This window comes from Paragemmobacter amnigenus (assembly GCF_009908265.2).
GTDB classification, from domain to species: Bacteria; Pseudomonadota; Alphaproteobacteria; order Rhodobacterales; family Rhodobacteraceae; genus Paragemmobacter; species Paragemmobacter amnigenus.
The window spans coordinates 1-16,829 of sequence record NZ_JAAATX020000019.1; the positions used below are offsets into that span (position 1 = coordinate 1).

18 protein-coding genes and 1 pseudogene are annotated in these 16,829 nt (G+C 60.4%); 12 read left to right on the forward strand and 7 right to left on the reverse strand.

Translation table 11 applies throughout. The features are described from left to right. Positions 1–132: 132 nt before the first annotated feature. The 4 genes from GU927_RS19905 (at position 133) to GU927_RS19920 (ending at position 3,902) form a co-directional block, all read left to right on the forward strand. Positions 133–1,518, forward strand: a complete 1,386-nt coding sequence (locus tag GU927_RS19905; protein WP_161764156.1) for a glutamine synthetase family protein — start codon at positions 133–135, stop codon at positions 1,516–1,518. A 157-nt stretch (positions 1,519–1,675) separates the two neighbouring features. Beyond that, positions 1,676–2,416 (forward strand): ABC transporter ATP-binding protein, encoded by a 741-nt coding sequence (locus GU927_RS19910; RefSeq protein WP_232489289.1) that lies wholly within the window; start codon positions 1,676–1,678, stop codon positions 2,414–2,416. A gap of 2 nt (positions 2,417–2,418) precedes the next feature. After that, a complete protein-coding gene (locus tag GU927_RS19915) occupies positions 2,419–3,126 on the forward strand; it encodes an ABC transporter ATP-binding protein (RefSeq protein ID WP_161764158.1) in 708 nt (235 codons plus the stop codon). An 11-nt stretch (positions 3,127–3,137) separates the two neighbouring features. Continuing rightward, positions 3,138–3,902 (forward strand): tetratricopeptide repeat protein, encoded by a 765-nt coding sequence (locus tag GU927_RS19920; protein WP_161764159.1) that lies wholly within the window; start codon positions 3,138–3,140, stop codon positions 3,900–3,902. A gap of 97 nt (positions 3,903–3,999) precedes the next feature. On the opposite strand, the gene GU927_RS19925 is transcribed toward GU927_RS19920, so the two are convergent. Further along, entirely contained in the window at positions 4,000–4,578 is a 579-nt protein-coding gene (locus GU927_RS19925; protein ID WP_161764160.1) for a cob(I)yrinic acid a,c-diamide adenosyltransferase, read from the reverse strand. Between the two features lie 9 nt (positions 4,579–4,587). Beyond that, positions 4,588–5,343, reverse strand: coding sequence for a type 1 glutamine amidotransferase (locus tag GU927_RS19930; protein ID WP_161764161.1), 756 nt, complete (start codon positions 5,341–5,343; stop codon positions 4,588–4,590). A 196-nt stretch (positions 5,344–5,539) separates the two neighbouring features. Here GU927_RS19930 and GU927_RS19935 point away from each other — a divergent pair, with 196 nt between their 5' ends. From GU927_RS19935 to GU927_RS19950, 4 genes are all read left to right on the forward strand, one after another. Beyond that, entirely contained in the window at positions 5,540–6,817 is a 1,278-nt protein-coding gene (locus GU927_RS19935; protein WP_161764162.1) for an ABC transporter substrate-binding protein, read from the forward strand. Positions 6,818–6,939: 122 nt separating this feature from the next. Further along, the gene (locus GU927_RS19940) at positions 6,940–7,818 is read left to right on the forward strand and encodes a branched-chain amino acid ABC transporter permease (RefSeq protein WP_161764163.1); all 879 of its coding nucleotides are present in this window, start codon (positions 6,940–6,942) and stop codon (positions 7,816–7,818) included. Continuing rightward, positions 7,805–8,761 (forward strand): branched-chain amino acid ABC transporter permease, encoded by a 957-nt coding sequence (locus tag GU927_RS19945; RefSeq protein WP_232489285.1) that lies wholly within the window; start codon positions 7,805–7,807, stop codon positions 8,759–8,761. Before GU927_RS19940 ends, GU927_RS19945 begins: the two co-directional genes overlap by 14 nt. A 95-nt stretch (positions 8,762–8,856) precedes the next feature. Beyond that, positions 8,857–10,236, forward strand: coding sequence for an aldehyde dehydrogenase family protein (locus tag GU927_RS19950; RefSeq protein ID WP_161764164.1), 1,380 nt, complete (start codon positions 8,857–8,859; stop codon positions 10,234–10,236). Between the two features lie 317 nt (positions 10,237–10,553). On the opposite strand, the pseudogene GU927_RS19955 reads toward GU927_RS19950, so the two are convergent. Next, positions 10,554–10,817, reverse strand: a pseudogene (locus tag GU927_RS19955) (transposase); the annotation flags it as partial. Between the two features lie 263 nt (positions 10,818–11,080). After that, the gene (cobT, locus tag GU927_RS19960) at positions 11,081–12,085 is read right to left on the reverse strand and encodes a nicotinate-nucleotide--dimethylbenzimidazole phosphoribosyltransferase (RefSeq protein ID WP_161764165.1); all 1,005 of its coding nucleotides are present in this window, start codon (positions 12,083–12,085) and stop codon (positions 11,081–11,083) included. A 966-nt stretch (positions 12,086–13,051) separates the two neighbouring features. On the opposite strand from cobT, the gene GU927_RS19965 reads away from it, so the two are divergent. Genes GU927_RS19965 through GU927_RS20585 form a run of 4 tightly spaced genes read left to right on the forward strand, consistent with a single transcriptional unit; the run spans position 13,052 to position 14,563 of the window. Then, entirely contained in the window at positions 13,052–13,303 is a 252-nt protein-coding gene (locus GU927_RS19965) for a helix-turn-helix domain-containing protein (protein WP_161764166.1), read from the forward strand. Continuing rightward, positions 13,303–13,611, forward strand: coding sequence for a HipA N-terminal domain-containing protein (locus GU927_RS19970; RefSeq protein WP_232489286.1), 309 nt, complete (start codon positions 13,303–13,305; stop codon positions 13,609–13,611). The genes GU927_RS19965 and GU927_RS19970 overlap by 1 nt, the downstream gene beginning before the upstream one ends. 54 nt (positions 13,612–13,665) lie before the next feature. Further along, on the forward strand, positions 13,666–14,298 hold the full coding sequence (locus GU927_RS20580) for a HipA domain-containing protein (RefSeq protein WP_269770146.1): 633 nt from the start codon (positions 13,666–13,668) through the stop codon (positions 14,296–14,298). Further along, the gene (locus GU927_RS20585; protein WP_332838513.1) at positions 14,216–14,563 is read left to right on the forward strand and encodes a HipA domain-containing protein; all 348 of its coding nucleotides are present in this window, start codon (positions 14,216–14,218) and stop codon (positions 14,561–14,563) included. The genes GU927_RS20580 and GU927_RS20585 overlap by 83 nt, the downstream gene beginning before the upstream one ends. Before the next feature lie 146 nt (positions 14,564–14,709). Here the strand turns inward: GU927_RS20585 and GU927_RS19980 are convergent, their stop codons facing one another. The 3 genes from GU927_RS19980 to GU927_RS19990 form a co-directional block, all read right to left on the reverse strand. Next, complete coding sequence (locus GU927_RS19980) at positions 14,710–15,552, reverse strand: hypothetical protein (RefSeq protein ID WP_161764167.1); 843 nt, start codon at positions 15,550–15,552, stop codon at positions 14,710–14,712. A 208-nt stretch (positions 15,553–15,760) separates the two neighbouring features. Then, positions 15,761–16,402, reverse strand: a complete 642-nt coding sequence (locus GU927_RS19985; protein WP_232489287.1) for a hypothetical protein — start codon at positions 16,400–16,402, stop codon at positions 15,761–15,763. Next, positions 16,399–16,809, reverse strand: coding sequence for a hypothetical protein (locus tag GU927_RS19990; protein WP_161764168.1), 411 nt, complete (start codon positions 16,807–16,809; stop codon positions 16,399–16,401). Before GU927_RS19990 ends, GU927_RS19985 begins: the two co-directional genes overlap by 4 nt. Positions 16,810–16,829: the final 20 nt, after the last annotated feature.

The window sequence follows — 16,829 nt, forward strand, 5'->3', positions numbered from 1 at the left end:
GCGGCGCAGATGGGCGGCGAAATGGCCTTCGCGCAGGAGATCGGTTAGCGCCGCTTCGGCAAGCGTCGGCGGGCTGCGGTCCGTGCGGCTGCGCAACGCCATGATGGTTTCGAGCAGTGGATCCGGGGTCAAATGTCCAAGATTAAAGTGATGAATGATCCTGCGCGGACAAAAGCGCTGATCGACAAGATGACCAAGGCTGGCGTGAAATATGTCCAGATCGAGGTTCCCGACATGGACGGGATGCTGCGCGGGAAGATCACGAAGCCCAGCAAGGGTTTCGGCGATCTTGGCAATGCCTATTGCACCATCCTTTATGGCCTGTCCACGCAGGACGACGTGATGGAATCGGAGTTCAGCTCCTTCGAGAATGGGTTCCCGGACCTGTTTACGGTGCCCTACCTTGATTCGGCGATCCACCAGTCCTGGCGCCCGGAGTTCGCGTCCGTGGTCTGCGACATGGTTGACCCCGCAAGCGGCGAACTTTGTCCGATGTCCCCGCGCACCGTGCTGCGCAAGGCGATCGAAAAGGCTGAGGCGGCGGGGTTCGATGTACGCTGCGCGGTCGAGTATGAAACCTACATCATGCGCGCCGACAATGACCTGATCAAACAGGGTCGGCATTATGACCTGCCGATGCTTAGCCGAACGATGAACGCTTACAGCCTGACGCGGATCGTCGACATCGAAGATATCATGCGCGAATACCATAGCCGCATGGCGAGCGTCGGTATCGAGATCGACGCCTTCCACTGCGAGCTGGGCTATGGCCAGGTTGAGTTCGCTTTGTCGCATGCTCCGGCGCTGGAAATGGCCGACCGCGCGGCCCGGGCGAAGCTCTACTTCAAGCAGCTCTGCATCGAGCACGGTCTGGTGGCGACCTTCATGTCGAAGTGGCGAATTGGCGACACCGGAACCGGCGCGCATATCCACCTCAGCCTGTGGAAGGACGGCAAGCCGGCATTCTCGACCGGAAAGGCCGGCGAGTTGTCGACCGTTGGGCGCCAGTTCGCTGCCGGGATGATGGATGTCATGCCCGAACTGACGGCGATCTACAACCCGGTGATCAACTCGTACCGGCGGCGCAGCAGCCTGCAATGGTGCCCCGAAAACGCGTCGTGGGCAGAGGACAACCGGACCGCCGCTCTGCGCGCGATCACCGGTCCCAAGCCCGAGGGCGTGCGCATCGAGACCCGCCAGCCTGGTGGCGACATGAACCCCTATCTGTGCATTGCCGCCAGCATTCTCTCGGGCCTGCGCGGTATCGAGAACGGGCTGGAGCCGCTCAGCTATGCCACTGGCAATGCCGGCAATGACCCGCGCTTCCGCAGGCTTCCTCGCAATCTCAGGGACGCGACGCGCATGTTCAAGGAATCGGAAACGGTGCGGGATCTCTTGGGCAGTGACTTCGTCGGGCAGTATGCATTGACCCGCGATACCGAATGTGACCTCTACGAGCAGTGGGTCGCAGAGAACGTCACCGAATGGGAACTGCGGCGCTACTTCGATACCATCTGATCTGAGCGCTGAACAAATACGGAGCCGCCTGCCCCATAGGGTGGGCGCGTCCGCAACCGAAGGCCGGGCGAACCCGCGCCAACGCCCGGCGGGGATCGCCCGGCATGGCGGGATGAATTTAAATTATGGCGAGCAGGAGGATTAGAAATTGCTACTCGTGGTTGACGCTCTCAGCAAGAGTTTCGGCGGACTGAAGGCGATCCAGGATCTGTCCTTCACGATCCGCAGTGGCGAGATCCATGGCCTGATCGGTCCCAACGGCGCCGGCAAGACGACGACGTTCAATCTGATCAGCGGTTTCTACAAGCCGACATCGGGGCAGATCGTGTTCGATGGCCGCGACATCGCCGGCATGAACATCCATCATATTGCCAAGCTCGGCATCGTCCGGACCTTTCAGGCGACGACCGTGTTCAAGGACTTTACAGTGCTGCAAAACGTCGTCGCCGGGCGCCACATGCACACGCATTACAACATCCTGACCGCGCTTATCCGCAGCGGTGCCGATGGAGAGTTCAAGAACGAGCGCAGGGCGATCGAGATCCTCGATATCGTCGGGCTCGGCAACCGGCTTCATGAAAGCGCCGCCAGCCTTTCGCACGGGCACCAGAAGGTTCTCGGTCTGGCCATCGCTCTGGCCGCAGAGCCCAGGCTCCTCTTGTTAGACGAACCATTTGCGGGCATGAATCCGGAAGAGACCAACCGTATGATCGAATTGATCCGCAAGGTGCGCGAACACGGCATTTCCATAGTTCTGGTCGAGCATGACATGCACGCCGTGATGTCGCTTTGCGATCGGATCACGGTCCTGCATTTCGGCAAGTTCCTGGCCGACGGCCCCCCCGACAAGGTCGTTCGCAACGAGGCAGTGATCGAAGCATATCTGGGAGGGGTCTGAGAATGCTGCTCAGCGTCAGATCGATTGAAGTGAATTATGGACAGGTGCGGGCGGTGCGCGGAGTATCGCTTGAAGTCGGCAACGCGCAGGTGGTGACCCTGATCGGCAGCAACGGCGCCGGAAAAAGCACAACGCTGCGTGCCATATCCGGTCTCAATCGACCCTCAAAGGGTGAGATCTGGTTTGACGGAGCACGCATCGACCAGCTTCCACCGGTCGAGATCGTCAAGCGCGGCATTGCCCATGTTCCGGAAGGCCGGCACGTTTTTGCGAACCTGACCGTTTTGCAGAACCTCTACACCGGGGGTTATCTGAGCAGAAACAAGGCCAAGCTCAACGCCATACTGGAACAGATCTATCAATATTTTCCCATTCTTGCGCAAAGGCGTGACCAGCGCGCCAACACACTCAGTGGTGGCGAGCAGCAGATGCTTGCAATCGGTCGCATGATGATGTCGTCGCCGAGGCTCATCCTGCTCGACGAGCCATCGCTGGGCCTGTCGCCCAAGATGATGAAGGAAATCTCGCGGATCATTCTCACCATCCGAGAAGGCGGCACCCCGGTTGTTCTTGTGGAACAGAATGCGGAGATGGCGCTGAAACTCGCGAATCACGGCTATGTCATGGAGACCGGTAAGATTTCTCTTGACGGGCCCGCTGAGGAATTGCGCGGAAACGACCATGTGCGCAAGGCCTATCTGGGCATATAAGGTGAGTAGACATGCGGCAGCTATCGGCGAGATGCGTCGCGAATGATCTGATCTGGGAGACATTCGCCTGGGGTGCAGAGCAGGCCCGCCGCGCCGGTTATGCTGATGAGTCACATGACCAGTGGCGGCTGGCGTCCAGGGTCGCCGAGACTTTCGACGCCGCTGACCCGCGCCGGGCCGGCAGCATGGACAGTCTGGGTGTCTGCCATCGCCTGGTAGGCGATCTCGAGCGTTCCGAACGGATGCATCGGCAGGCGCTGGAACTGTGGCAAAGCGCAATGGGTTGGGTGGCGGCGATGCCGGTCGCCCTGAAGCCAAGCAGCGTGACCTACCACCGCGGCCTTCAGGACCGGTTTCGCGACAATCTCACCGAGATCGCGCGGCATCAGAAGATGAAGCTGGCAAGCGCAGGGGAGGCTGCTGCCCGAAACAATCTCGCTTGCGCCCTGATGGCCAGTAGCCGGTTGACGGAGGCGGAAGCACTCCTGGAGCCGGCGGTGACGGCATGGCGGGCATCGCTTGGTGCGCGCGATGAGGGGCTTGCCAATATCCACCACAACCGTGCCCTGCTGTTCGATAAGCAAGGAAGGCCCGGACCAGCCGCGCAGGAACGACTCTTCGCCGCCGGTATCTTGGAGGATCCGGCAACCCAGCGGATGACCCGGTTTGCCCGGGACTGCGAGCGCCGGATGACACCCCAGCGTTGCTTGATGGCGGCGGTCTATCTGGCGACCGGCCCAACATCTGGCATCAGTGGCGTAGAAGCTCTCCTGTGATCAGACAGGGCACCAACCACGTCCTGCCTTCGGAATAGCTTAGAGGATGCTCCCGCCCACCATTGACCGGTTCTGGTCTTGCAGTCACTCCGGCGGTTCAGCTTGTCTTCCCTGGCACCCAGAGGATGTCGCCACCCGATTGTGCGTTCACCCACCGGCTGGCCACGAAAAAGAAGTCCGACAGCCGGTTGACATAGGGGACCACACCATCGCCGACATGTTCGCCCTCTACGGCCGCCAGTTCCACGACGAGGCGTTCTGCCCTGCGGCAGACGGTGCGCGCCAGGTGAAGGTAGGCGGCGGCCGAATGTCCACCGGGCAGCACAAAAGAGCGCAGGGGCGGCAAACCCGCATTGAGTTCATCGATTTGCACCTCGATTCGTCGATACAGTTCGGCAGCCACCCGCAAAGGTTTGTATCCCAAGTCCTTGCCGGTGTCGGGAACACAGAGGTCGGCCCCGAGATCGAACAATTCGTTCTGGATGTCGGCCAGCATGCTGTCGAGCGGACCCAGATCGGCGCAGTGCAGCCGCGCGACTCCGAGCACCGAGTTCAGTTCATCGACGGTCCCATAGGCGTGGATACGCAGATGCGACTTTGGGATGCGCGCACCGGATCCTAGCGCGGTTTGGCCCTTGTCTCCGGCTCGTGTGTAGATGCGGTTCAGGACGACCATGGCGTTCTCCTATTGATTCGGTTTCGCGGCGTTGCCGGAGGCGGCGCGCCCTTCAACAAGATCGAGCCAGCGCAGCGCGATGGTCTCGGCGAATCCGGCCGCTTTCGGCAGCTCTTCGGCACAGGCATCGTCAAGTCCGGCGAGCAGTTCTTCGCCCCGCTTTCCCAGATGTCTGCGCACGCCATCCTGCGTGCGCGCCACCCATCCGCGAATGATGTCAGCCGTCGCTTCGGGATGACTTTGAAAGGCATAGGTCGTGTGTCCGACGCGGAATGCATGGCAGGGCGTGTCGGCCTCGGTCATCAGAAGCACGGCATCTTCGGGCAGGCTGTAGGTGTCGTAGTGGTGAACGAAGGCGGTCTGCGGATGGTCGAGCCCCGACAACACCGGATCCGATGCTGCCGCGTCGGTCAGGTCTATCTGCTTGAAGCCGAACTGCAACTGGTTGTGATGTCGAACTTTCTGTCCGAAGGCGCGGGCAAGGAGCTGCGAGCCGAGGCAAAGTCCCAGAACCGGCTTTTCCTCTTCATGGAATGCCCGGACCAGCCTGGCCAACGGCTCGAACACCGGGTCGAAAGCGGGATCCGCCACGCTCTGTGGCCCACCCAGAATAAGTATGCCGTCAAAGGAATCCGGCGTTTCGGGAAGCTTGTCCCCGGTGTGGGGGTTGATGCGGACGCATTCGGCACCGCGTGCCGCAAGGTGGTCGCCCACCAGCCCCGGAGGGGCGTCATCAACATTGAGAATCGTCAGAATCCGGACCATCGAAGCCTCACTTTCAGGGTTGCTGCGCGGGGCAGGGCGAATGCGGCGACCGTCCCGAAAGGCCTTCTTCTGGATATCGGGTCACTACGAAGAGCATTGACGAACACCGCTCGGTCGTGCTTATTGCATTCAGTGATTGGATGCAATGCTTCCGTTCCACCAAAGCACAAGCAATAAAACGTAGGGGAGGACCAAGATGAAAGTTACATTTGACCGCCGTAAGTTCCTTGCAGGCTCGGCCAGTATCCTCGCAGGAACGACGTTCGGAATCGCCCTGCCTACCTCAGCGCGGGCTGGTGAAAAGATCGTGAAGGTTGGAGCGATCACTCCGCTCACGGGGGACGCGGCCGGCTGGGGCGTGCCTGCCTTCCAAGGCTACAAGCTTTGGGCCGATCTCACGAACGAGGCCGGGGGCATCAAGGTTGGCGATGACACCTACATGGTCGAAGTGGAGGTCTGGGATGACGAGTTTCTCGCCTCAAAGGCACTGACCGGCGCAAAAAAGCTGGTCGGGGACGATCACGTCGATCTCGTCACCCTGCTGTGTTCGACCCCTGTGGTCGCCGTCCAACCCTATCTGACCGAGCAGAAGGTGTTGTCAGCCACGACCTGCACGACCGACCTGTCGCCTGATTCGTCCTATTTGCTTTCCGTCGGCGAGGTGCATCCCTTCTATATTCCGCCGTCGGTGAATTGGCTGGCCAAGAATCGGCCGGAATTGAAGACCGTGGCGATTCTGTCGCAAGATGACGAACTGGGGGTTCCCTCGATCGCGACCTACGCGCTTGCGTTCCAGCAAAATAACATTGAAACCGTCCATACAGAGCTCTTCCCGCTGGCAACGCTGGACTTCGCCCCGGTGATCTCGGCTGCGCTGGCGAAGAACCCCGATATCCTCTGCTTCGATACCGCCTACCCGGACTTCATGAACCTGATGATCGAGCAGGCCTATCAGCAAGGATTCAAAGGGCAGATGATGTCGGTCACGCTCGACAACTATCCGCAGTTGATCGAGAAGACGAGCAAGGAGTTCATGGAGGGCTTTGTCTTCCTGTTCCCGGACTTCGATGATCCGCGGCTCATGGAGGCCGATATCAACTTCGCCAATCCTGGCGTCTTCTACGCCCGCTACAACGAGGCCTTTCCGGGGGCTTGGACGTCGCAGTCCTGGACCTACGCCGCCGTGCTCGAAATCTGGAAGAAAGGTGTCGAGGCTGCGGGCAGCGTCAACTCGACCGATGTCTATGCGGCGCTGCAGGCGATGGACAAGCCGCCCCACATCTTTGGCGACGCCAAGTGGTGGGGTGCGGACGTGTTCGGTGTCAACAATGCACTGATCGGCAGATGGCCGGTCGTGCAACTGCAGGATGGCAAGGCGAAGATCGTCGAAATGGGCGATGTGGCGGGCTGGCTTGCCGAGAACGAGGCCGTCGTCCTCGAAACGCTCAGAGAAGTGGGCATGCTGCCCAACTGAGGCCGCGACTTGCGGTGGCCCTCAGGTATCCTTGAGTAGGCTTCTGTTCGATAGATTAGATCAAACCCTGATACCGCAGAAAAGCGGCGGTATCAGGGGATCCGGAACGGTTAGGGATCATCATGTTTGACCTCGTAATTCAGACAACAGTGAATGCGGTGATCGCAAGCAGCTTCACAGCGCTCTTCGCCGTAGGACTGGTGCTGATCTTTGGTGTCGCCAAGGTCGTCAACTTTGCTCATGGCGAACTCTACATGGTCGGGGCCTTTTCCACCTGGTATCTCTATTCCGAAATGGGCCTGCCCTTTTCGGTGGCGGCTTTGTGCGCGATCCTTGTGTCAACCTTGGTCGGCATCTTCATGGAAACAGTCCTGTTTCGCTGGAAGCGGGGCGACGAACTGGGCGGCTTGATCCTGTCTGTCGGCATGCTCATGATCTTGCAGGTGGCAGTCATCTACCTGTTCGGCCAGGGTCTGATGAAAAACGTAGTCTCCCCGCTCAAGGACAGCTGGCAGGTTTTCGGCCTGCCGAATGTCGTCGTGCCCTATCAACGGCTGCTGGTTCTGGTGGTCGCCGTCAGCGCCCTCGCGGCACTATGGTTCCTACTTCAGAAGACCCGGATCGGGTGGGCATTGCGGGCATGCGCGGACGATCCCATGGCGGCGATGCTTCAAGGAATCAGCATCAACCGCTTTGCGCTGATCGCGATCGGGATCAGTGCGGCCTTGGCGGGTGCCGGGGGGGCGGTCATGGCGCCACTGGTGCAGATCGACCCCGACATGGGCCATACGGTCATCATCAACGGGCTGATCGTCATCATCGTCGGCGGAGTCGGCAGCATCAGCGGTGCTGTTGTTGCCGCAGTCTTCTTCAGCTTCTTCCACACGTTCATCACCACGTTTACCGGGGGCATTTACGCAGACATCTTCGTCATGCTCTTTATGCTCTTCATCCTCGTGGTCAAACCGACCGGGATTATGGGACGCCATGAAAAAGTTTAGCCTGCGCTCATCCTCGACGCTCGTCACTATCGCGCTAATTGTGATGGCGGTTGGGTTCACACCCCTGCTTGTCAGCGCGTTCAAGCTCGACATCTTCATCGCGCTGTTCATCAACATCATCCTCGTCGCGAGCTTCCGCTTCGTCGCACTGACCGGAGAGATGTCGTTCGCTCACGTGGTCATGATGGGCGTAGGAGCCTACACTTCGAGCCTGCTGTCGAAGAACTTCGGCTTTTCGCCTTGGCTGACGATGCCGATCGGCGCTGCCACGGCGGCCCTGATCGCCTATGCCCTGAGCTTTCCGCTGTTCCGGATGAAGGGCTTCTACTTTGTCATCGGTTCTTTCGCCACAGGCGAGGTGATCCGCCTTTCCTGGCAGGGCTTCCGCCCGATCTTCGGTGGGTCTCGCGGAGTCACGGTCATTCCGACGCTCAACTTGCTGGGCATCGACTTGTCGGACCCGGTTCTGTTCTATTACTTCGCTTTCGTCATCATGGTCGCCTGTCTGTTCATCCTGTATCGGATCGAGCATTCGCGATACGGGATGACCTTGGAAGGGGTTCACTGGAACGACCTTCTGCTCAGCTCGGTCGGCGTCAACCCGCGCCGGTTTCGCACCGAGGCGTTTGTGGTGGGCTGCTTCTTCGCGGGTGTGGCCGGAACTCTGCACGCACATTATTTCTCGGCGATCAACCCGCGCGACTTTAGCATGTCCATCATGCTGACAGTGTTGGTCTGGGCGCTGGTCGGCGGGATGAGAACATACAAAGGACCGATCATTGGCGTCGTGGTTCTGTCGGTGGCCGATCTCTATCTTCGGGATTTCGAGCAGTATCGTCCTGCGGCCTATGGGCTGGTTCTGATCCTGACCACCATCTTCCTGCGCGACGGTCTGACCAGCCTGCCCGAACGCTTCCGAGAGCTTCGCAGGCGCGCGGCCTGATACGATCATGATCGCGACACTCTTCCGGTTGTGCCGAAAGGCTGCGCGGATCTGACAACATTGGGGGGCTGCCCCCCGAACGAAAGGAACAAGCCATGTCCGATGCAATCGAATGCATCTCGCCCGTGAATGGTGAGGTCTTCGCCAGCCGCCAGTTTCACACCGCAGCACAGATCGAGGATGCGGTTTCCCGCGCGAAGCGCGCACAGGTCGAGTGGCGACAGGTGCCTCTGGCAGAGCGCGCCGAAATCTGCCGCAAAGCAATCGGTGTTCTTTTGGCCGACAAGGACCGACACGGCTACGAGATCACCATGCAGATGGGCCGCCCAATCAGCCAGAGCAGTCGCGAGATCGAAGGCTTCGCGAACCGCACCGGCTTTATGATCGATATCGCCAACGAGGCGCTGGCGGACGAACTCCCGCGCCCCGGCAGCCGATCGTTCATCCGTCGTGAGCCGCTCGGTGTGGTCCTTTCGATCGCGGCGTGGAACTATCCCTATCTGATCCCCGCAGGCTCGTGCATACCGGCAATCATGGCCGGCAATGCCGTCTTGCTGAAGCATTCGGGACAGACACCGCTGGTCTCGGAACGGCTGGTCGAGGCCTATCTTGCGGCCGGGCTGCCCGAAGGGGTCTTCCAGTTTCTTCACCTCGACCACGACTTGACCGCACGGCTGATTGCCGATGAGCGGATCGGCCATGTCGGCTTCACCGGTTCGGTCGAAGGCGGGCGGGCGATTCATGCCGCCGCCGCCCGGCGCTTCATCAATGTCGGCCTCGAACTTGGTGGCAAGGATCCGGCCTATGTTTGCCCCGATGCCGACATGGAGACCACCATCGAGCGTCTGGTGGACGGCAGTTTCTACAATGCCGGGCAGTCGTGTTGCTCGACCGAGCGCATCTATGTCCATCGCGACATCTATGACGATTTCATTGCCCGGTTCGTCGAACTGACCCGGCAGTATCGGCTGGGTGATCCGACCGACCCCGCGACAAATCTCGGTCCAATGGTGCGCGGCCGTGCTGCCGATTTTGTCCGCGGCCAGATCGCGCGGGCCGTGTCCCAGGGCGCACGCGCACTGATCGATGAACGCGCCTTCCCTGCCTCGCGCAAGGGCAGCGCCTATCTCGCGCCCCAGGTTATGGTCGATGTGGATCACACCATGGAGATCATGAAAGAGGAGACCTTCGGTCCCGTAGTCGGCATCATGAAGGTCGATTCCGACGATGCAGCGATTCGTCTGATGAATGACAGCATCTACGGGCTGAGTGCTTCGATCTGGACTCGGGATGCGGACAAGGTTGTCAGGCTTGGAGAACGGATTGAAACCGGAACCGTAATGATGAACGGCACCGACAAGGTTGACCCGGCTCTGGCCTGGTCTGGCGTCAAGGACACCGGTTGCGGCTGTACCCTTTCCAGGCACGGCTACGAGCATCTGACCCGGACGAAGTCTTTCGACATGTCGTCCTGACATGGTTGTTGTTCCTAACTGACAGGCCTACATCGACGCCGCCGATGGTCCGCCAGCGCCGGCTTCTGCACAGGAACAGCGGTAAACGATGGGGTGCCACCCCGGCGGCATCAACGTGCCATGGCGACGGGTTTTGAAGTACCGCTACGGAGGGGAGCGCCCTTGGGAGAGGTTGGCATTATCGGCCTGGGTCTTGCCTAGCAGGCCGCTGAAATAGTCAGCGCGGCAGGACAGTTTCCCGATACTCGGATGGGCAGTCGTTACCTTTCTGGCAGTTTCGACGCGTGACGTGTGTGTCCGGCGGCCTTTTCGGGCTCAAACCAGCGGAACAGCATGTTATACTGCATCTGTTCCATCAACTGCCGCTCGAACGGGGCCGACAACAGCATCTTGATCAGGCTGGCCCGGATGAGCCGTTCAGGTGAGATGGAGGGGCGACCAAAATCGGTGTAGAGCGCCGCGAACTAGGCATCCAGGCTGGCCAGCGCCCCATTCACGACCTGCCGGATCTTGCGCTGGATGCGCTCTTCCAAATCAACAAAGCTGAACAACGATCTGATCGTCTCGTCCGTCCCGCGCATCATCTACCCTGCCGCCGTCCCGCCGAGGGTGATGCATGTTCTTCAAACTACGTCGAGGGGCGGCTTCGTCGGCAGCCTGCTAGAGTATCGCCCTTGATCGGGCTCACCCAATCAAGGGCGATACGCAATATTCCCAACGGCTTGCCTATTTTGGATCGCGTTCAATCTGAATCAGATTGAACGCGATCCGCCCCAGGTGCCCAATTAAACACTAAGGGTGCCACCTACCAAGCAATTGCTGCGCTCGCCAGAGGGGGGCCGAATTATGCGCTGCTTACCCCGGCCTCGCCAAAGGTGGCCATGCCGTTGTGACAGGCCAATGCCGCGCGCACGATTCCCAACGCCAGCACCGCACCCGACCCCTCGCCCAGACGCATGTCGAACGCAAGCACCGGGGACTTGCCGAGAGCAGCCAGTAGCTTTCGATGCCCCGGTTCGGCCGAGACGTGGCCAACAAGACAATGGTCCAGCAACTGCGGATCGACCACGTACAGGACCGCCGCCGCCGCCGTGCAGATAAACCCGTCGAGGATCACGGGGATTTGCGCCGCCCGGGCAGCCAGAACCGCGCCGCAGATTGCCGCCTGTTCACGCCCGCCGAAGGCCGCAAGCGTTGCCATGGCATCGAGCCCCCGATGTCGGGCAAGACCGGCCTCAATCACAGTGATCTTGCGAGCGATCCCGGCCGTGTCCGACCCAGTGCCGGGACCGACCCAATCGGCGGGGTCGCCGCCGAACAGCGCCGCAGCTAGAGCTGCCGCGACGGTGGAATTGCCGATCCCCATTTCGCCCAAAACCAGAACATCTGCTTCGGAATCGACCGCAGCGGCACCACAGTTCAGCGCGTCGAGCGTTTCGCCTTCGGTCATCGCAGCCCCGGCGGTGAAATCGGCGGTGGGCCGTTCGAGGTCTAGTGCAATCACCCGAAGGTCCGCATTCGCCACCCGGCAAAGTTGATTGATGGCCGCGCCGCCGCGGTCAAAATTAGCAACCATCTGCGCCGTAACTTCCTGAGGATAGGGGTTCACACCTTGCGCGCAGATGCCGTGATTGCCAGCAAAGACGAGGGCCTGTGCGCGGTCAATCTGGGGGCGCGCAGTACCGCGCCAGCCGGCCATGAACAGCGCCAGATCTTCCAACCGGCCCAGCGATCCGGGCGGCTTCGTCAGGCTATCCTGACGCCGGGCCGCCGCAGCGCGTGCGGCCTCGTCGGCACGGGGCAGGTCTGGAATCAGCGATAAAATATCGGTAAGCGAGGTCAGTTGCATCTCTTCACCTTCGAATGTAGGCCCGCGAGCGCGAATGGCTCTTCACCCGCCGCTGCCGCGACCCATCGGGTCATCTGTCAAACTGCGACACGAAACGCGCAGTCCAATTGATTGCTGAGCACAATTCCAAGTTCAGCCTTGTTGTCGAACGACTGCGCTGTGGCAATATTGCCTGCCGTCGATGATGCGCGCACCCCGGCGACGAGAATGGTCTTACTCCTTTCAGTCCATAAAGCAGACACGGGGTACCGAAGCAACGAAAAGCCGCGCCTGGAAACGAGTAATGTGGCGTGCCTTCGTGCGGGCGTTCCAGGCTATTTCAGCGAATGGCTACAGGCACCGATTGCTCCGGTGCCGACGCCTTGCGCCGCCATGGGTGTGCGGGCGACCTTGCCAGTCCGGATTCTCCTGGTTCGACTTTGGTGCCGCATGCGACCTCACTCTCGATAGTCGCCCTTTTTTCGGTACTGGGGGTCAAGTCCGCCGGAACTGCCCATCAGGCCGCGCGACGCCCCTTGGCATGGAACCGGCATATCAACTGCAGACCTGATGGTGCTTGCGCGGCTCGCCGGATGGAAGAGCCCATCCGAGCGGCTGGCGCGGCGATGTTTCCCGCGCCCGAGCAGCTATTTGGGCAGCGCACAAAGCGCTGACTTGGCGCATCCACCGGCGTTGCCGCACCACAAATTGCCGGGAGAGGTCGGCTGTTCGAAGACCCAAGCCGGTACGGCGTGGAAGCCGTCTTTGCTCCAGGCACCGTCCCCGTGGGTGGAATCGGGTGACCTGTTGGATAGCGGCTGATTGGACAGGTTGCGGGCAACGGTGGCGTGGAAGAGGGAGCCTCTCTAACAGCCTCTCCAACGATGCGCTACATGATCCAGAGATCATGCTATTGGTTTATGATCTAGGAAGCATACTGACAGTATATAATCCGAAGGACATGATAGTCCGAGACGGATCATCCCGATGGATCAGATCGCGCGCACCACAAAAGACTTTGGTAACGTCCTGCGCCAAGCACGTAAGGCGCAGAACCTGACGCAGGCCGAACTCGGCAGTCGCGCAGGCATCTGGCAGCGCACGATCTCGAACATCGAGACCAGTGCCAGCGGGGCGAAGGTCGACACGATCTTCGATCTGCTCGCGGCACTCAACCTCGAACTTCACATCGTCCCGCGCAGCAAGATCAAGCCCGCCGACCTCGAGGACATCTTCTGATGGGGCGCAAGCGCACCTATTCCCCGCTCGACGTCTACATGAGCCGCCGCAAGGTGGGGCAGTATTTCCGCGACCCGGACGGGGCCTTCGCCTTCAGCTATGCCCTCGAGTGGCTGGCTTGGGAAAACACCCTGCCCATCTCGCGCTCTCTGCCGTTGCGGGCCGAGCGATATGTCGGCCCCCCGATCATTGCCATTTTCGAGAACCTGCTACCCGACAGCGACGACATCCGCCGCCGGGTGGCAGTACGCGTGGGCGCGGACGGCGTGGATGCTTACAGCCTGCTGGCCCGGATCGGGCGCGATTAAGTGGGTGCATTGCAGTTCCTGCCAGAAGGCGAGGTGTCTGGGCCCAGCGACATATTGACTGGCGAGCCGCTGAGTGACGACCAGATCGCCGCCATGCTCAAAGACCTTGGTCGCACGCCCCCTGGCATCCGGGCCGAGCGGGATTTCCGCATCTCGGTCGCGGGTGCACAGGAAAAGACCTCGCTGTTGCTTCACGATGGTCGGTGGATAGAGCCATCTGGCACCACGCCGACCACCCATATCCTGAAGCCGCCGATCGGCACCTTGCCCAATGGCATGGATCTGACCGATAGCGTCGAGAGCGAGCACTTCTGCCTGCCGCTCATGGCAGCCTTTGGCCTGCCGGCGGCCCGAACCGAGATTGCCACGTTCGCTGACACCAAGGTGCTGGTCATCGAACGCTTCGACCGGCTTCGCGCGCGACGGGCGATAGATCCACCTGCCGCAAGAGGACTGCTGCCAGGCGCTCTCGGTGCCGCCGACCCGGAAGTACCAGAACGACGGCGGCCCCGGCATCGTCGAGATCTGCTGATTGCTACAGGTCAGCGACGAGCCGCTGCGCGACCGCGCCAACTTCCTGAAGGCCGCGATCCTGTTTTGGCTGATCGGGGCGACGGATGGCTATGCCAAGAACTTCAGCATCGCGCTGATGCCGGGCGGCCGCTTCACCATGACACCGCTCTATGACGTACTGACTGTGCAGCCCACGCTGGAGGCCGGGCAGCTTCAGATCAAGGATGTGAAGCTCGCAATGCGGACCGGAGAGTGCCGCCACTACAAGGTCTCGGAAATTCAGGGCCGGCACTTCGTTGAGACGGGACTGGCCGCCGAGTTTTCGCGAGAACAGGTCGTGCAGATATTCGAGGACATTAGGGCGAGGGAAGAAGAGGCCTTCGCCACAGCCCTTGCGGAGATGCCGCCCGGCTTCCCCGGTGCTCTTTCGACTCATTGAAGCGCGGCTTTGAGCAGCGGGCATCGCGGCTCCGAGACAGCAATCATTAGGGCCCTTCAGCACGGTGCACGCTTTAGAAATCTATTAACTCGTCCAACACAGATGGACGAAAGAAGCAAAGCGCAAAGAAAGTCCGGCATCCAATGTCACCTTGAAATCTCCCCCTTCATCACCGCACGTCCATGGACCGCGAGCACTGCTGCAAATCTTGGGCAGCCTAACTGCCGTACCATGTCGAGAACGCGCCCGTCATATGCCGCCTGACCGATCAGCCGACAGAGATCCGAAGCGTGAAACTCCCTGTTCTTACTCGGCGCAGCTGCGATCAGGCGATGCAGTTCCTGCTCAGCCAGACCAAGCACGCGCTGAGGTTTGGCGTCGGATATCGGCATCGCTCCTGCACCTGAGGAAGTCCGCCACTTCCGCATGAAGCCAAGTAGAAATCCCGCTGGCACGGCAGTGTTTCCCCGCGCCTTGTTGAAGGCCACGAAGCGGTCCCAAATCGCCTGGGTATCGACATTCCAACAGGCGAGGGAAACCTTCGTTGCCCTGATCAGATCAGCCCAAGGCGTGTGAAACACGTTGGATTGCACATCGATTTCAATCCGCCCAGCGAAGACAGTTTTGTTCTTAGACTCTCTAGATAGTGATGTGTCACCTGTGGCTGACACGACATCTGGCGGCATCGTATCGTCTTCGGCCGCGCCAAAGCGAAACAGCCAGGGCGCGAATTTGCCATTTGGCTTCCAGCGAACAAGTTCAAGAGTGGACGTTGCCAGTTCGGCGAGAAGCGCGGTCAAATGCTGCCGCGACATGCCCATCTTCTCGGCCAGATGCGCCAGCGTGAACGCGGCTGTACCTCGCTCAAGCCCATTGTAGCCGTCCTTCCAGGCGATGCCGTCAAGGATAATGGTCGCGAGCTTGTGGCTTGCGGCCGAAAGGTCGGCCTCGGTGATGCGGCGCAGAATAGCGCCGGTGGTCAGGGTCATGGGCGTGTCGTCCTATATGCAGGACGCCAGACGATGGAGCACAAGAATTCGCTCAGGCAAAGCGCTTTGCCGGTTGAACGGGTCATTCACTCGCGATAGATTTCTTGTGCAACGAAGAAATCAGCGCGGCGTCGGACCTATGGTCTGGCGTCGTTTCTGTTTATGGGGGTCGATTTCCGGTCTGGTTCAGGGCCGATAAGCGATGGGACTAGTAGTGCACCTCTTCATGGCCATAGCTGCCCTCATAATCCCGCCATTCGACAAATACCGAGCGATGCCAGTAGTTGCCGCAGTCGGGCGGGACGCCAAAATCTGAGGCCTCCGGCACGGCGGAAATGCCGCTGCGCCTGCGGCTGTAGCCCCCCTGTTCACCGTAGCTGCCCAAGTAGACCGTCCCCCAACTGTTGCAGTCGCCATCAGAGTTGCGGCGCTGCTGGTAGGTGATTTCAAACACGCGGATCGATCGGACGAAGTCAAAAGCCGAGTCGGAAATGTCGACATCAGCCTGAGCGTCGACAAGGATCGGATCGGCCGAGACTTGGGGGAGCGACAGGGCTGGCGGAGGCACATCAGCCCGGAATGCAATGTCGTAGGGCTGCTCAATAGGCCGTGCCTCAGCTCGGAAACTCGCCCGCATTGGACAGTTCCAGATCTGCAGCGGCGGCTCGATCGGCCATGGCGTGATGCGACGGATGAAGACCGCCCTCGCGTGAGCGCATTCGGCAGACGCAGGCCAACCCCCGGCGAGACAGAGCAGGATCGCGCAGTCAACGGGATAGGCCGCTGCCGGGGTGACAGTTGCGGTCGAGAGACCGATACCCAAGAGAAGGGCAGGGAGGAATGGTTTCACGGGAGGTCCTTCTGGGCTGGTGGGATGTTGAGGAAGGTTGAATAGGCTTCGGTTGCCATATGGGCCTCGGACAAGGCGCGACTGCGCTCGGTATCGAGGCAGGCGATGTGGGTGCTGACGGCCGCAAAGTAGGCCTCGAACTCGGCTGCGATTTCAGCCCGGTACTCCAAGAGAACCGCCTCGGGCAGGTTCGTGACTGGTACTTCGGGCGGCAGGCAACGAATCACCTCTGGTTGTGCGTGGGCTGCAGTGTTCATGAACACAGCCGCAATGATCGCAGGCAGGAACTTCGCCCGACGGCGCATCTGGTGCGCTTCTCTGGATCGCGCAAGCGCTATTGATACCTGCAAATATGCCAGTATTTCCTGAGCTTTTCTCAACGTCTGCGTCTCACTTTGCGGCTCCATTCTTCTGTGCACCGAAGGCT